1 protein-coding gene is annotated in these 1,608 nt (G+C 48.6%); it reads right to left on the bottom strand.

The genetic code is table 11. The annotated features are described in order from the left end of the window. Positions 1 to 53 precede the first annotated feature (53 nt). Positions 54 to 1,445, bottom strand: coding sequence for an ISLre2 family transposase (locus ACKTSG_RS14195; RefSeq protein ID WP_407895671.1), 1,392 nt, complete (start codon positions 1,443 to 1,445; stop codon positions 54 to 56). Positions 1,446 to 1,608 lie beyond the last annotated feature (163 nt).

Here is a 1,608-nt window from a genome sequence, read left to right as displayed (position 1 = left end):
GTATGTGTCAAGTTTTTCTCGGTTCCAGTAAATTGAGTTCCAAATGATAGGTTCTATCCGACCTGATTAAGTGACGCTGCCAATTTGGCCAACCCTGAGCTTGCTACACCTTGAGTGGAGATGACTCCATGCCATGCGCCATCGTGGTCTAGGTGTTTTCCCGTCTTGAACAGGGCCTTCAACTTAAAGTCTGCTGGGATCTGTACTGGCTCTAACGCTGACGTTTCTTGTGGCGTGTCAAACGTTGAGGTCTGACTGAGTTTCAGACTCAATTCCTTGTTTTGAACCGCGTCAATAACGTAAAGCATTGAACGCAGGCCATCTACACTCCAACTTCGGCCTTGCTTTTTAAGCCGATACGTATAAGCACGATGATTGCTCTCGCAGCTTCCTAGGCCTGTATGGCGCCATTTGTCGTCTGCGATCGGCACGATATTCATCCAGTTGCGGTCCAGATACTTGCGAAGACTAGTGACATTTTCCACTACGTCTTGATCTTCAATTTCAGCGGCGATCGATTCTGCCGTATCCATGACCAGTTCCACTTGCTCCCAATTACCGCCAAAAACTGCGGTGCGAAGTTTGGTTTTCAGCTCCGCAGGCATGGCGCTGAAGCGCTGCTTAAGCTTTTGATTGAGATGATAAACATCAAGAATGTGCACGTGTTGCTTTTGACCTTTGTGACCGCGGGCAAAGACGCTAAAAGCGTCCGGTTCATAGCCACTGCCGTTGTCGCTGCCGCTGATGATCAACGTTTTGGTCAAGTCATAACATGCCTCTAAGTATGCCTTCATCCGATTGAAGACCACTTCGCGATCCAAACCACTAATAACGTGCCGATTGATAAGCATATGCCGCTTTCCATTCACATAGACGCCTTCGCTGACCTGCAAGCGATGAACGTTGATCCGTTGATGATGCTTGATCTTGATTTCAAAGGCGTCGCCTTCGATGAACAATTCTGGGACGCTTGCGCGTTCAGATTTCGGCGCGGGCTTGGCGGCGGCTTCAACTTGCTCGACCTCGGCGATATCTCGACCAACTTCTTGATACAGCTTGCCCACCGTCTGGAAGCTAATTGAACCTGGGGTCAACGCTGATACTGCTTTGGCTACTGTTCGCAATACCGTACCTGAAGCCAACTCGGCGACGCGCGCCATAAATAAAGGGGAATACCGCCGACTCCGCGGGATTCCTAACGCTTGATCAAGTGGATAACTTTGTACACCAGAAGCGTCGATTACCAAGCGGCGCTCAAACTGGACTGTGCCAAACAAACACTGGATCGCACGCTTGTCCTTACGTGCAATTTGCCAATCTGCTTTACCAAGACACAGATCGGCATCGAATGCTTCTAGTGCTTGCGCTACCGCCGCACAAACTAGTTGAGCGATAAGTGGAATCAATCCCTCCTCAAATTGAATAAATGACTCGGTGGACTTCAATAATTCACTCGCTACTGCTACAATTGGTTCCATGGAAGATCGCTTCTCTCTACTTGTTGTGTGGTAACTCAATTAGAGGACAAGCGGTCTTCTTTTGTCAAACCGTTTTTCGGGGTTATCCTATTACTTACTTTTCCCTCCCGAGGAATACTTTACACTAAGC

The sequence above is a fragment of the Lacticaseibacillus salsurae genome (assembly GCF_045862175.1).
GTDB classification, from domain to species: domain Bacteria; phylum Bacillota; class Bacilli; order Lactobacillales; family Lactobacillaceae; genus Lacticaseibacillus; species Lacticaseibacillus salsurae.
Note: the sequence above shows the minus strand (reverse complement) of the source record. Positions and strands in the feature narration are given on the sequence as shown.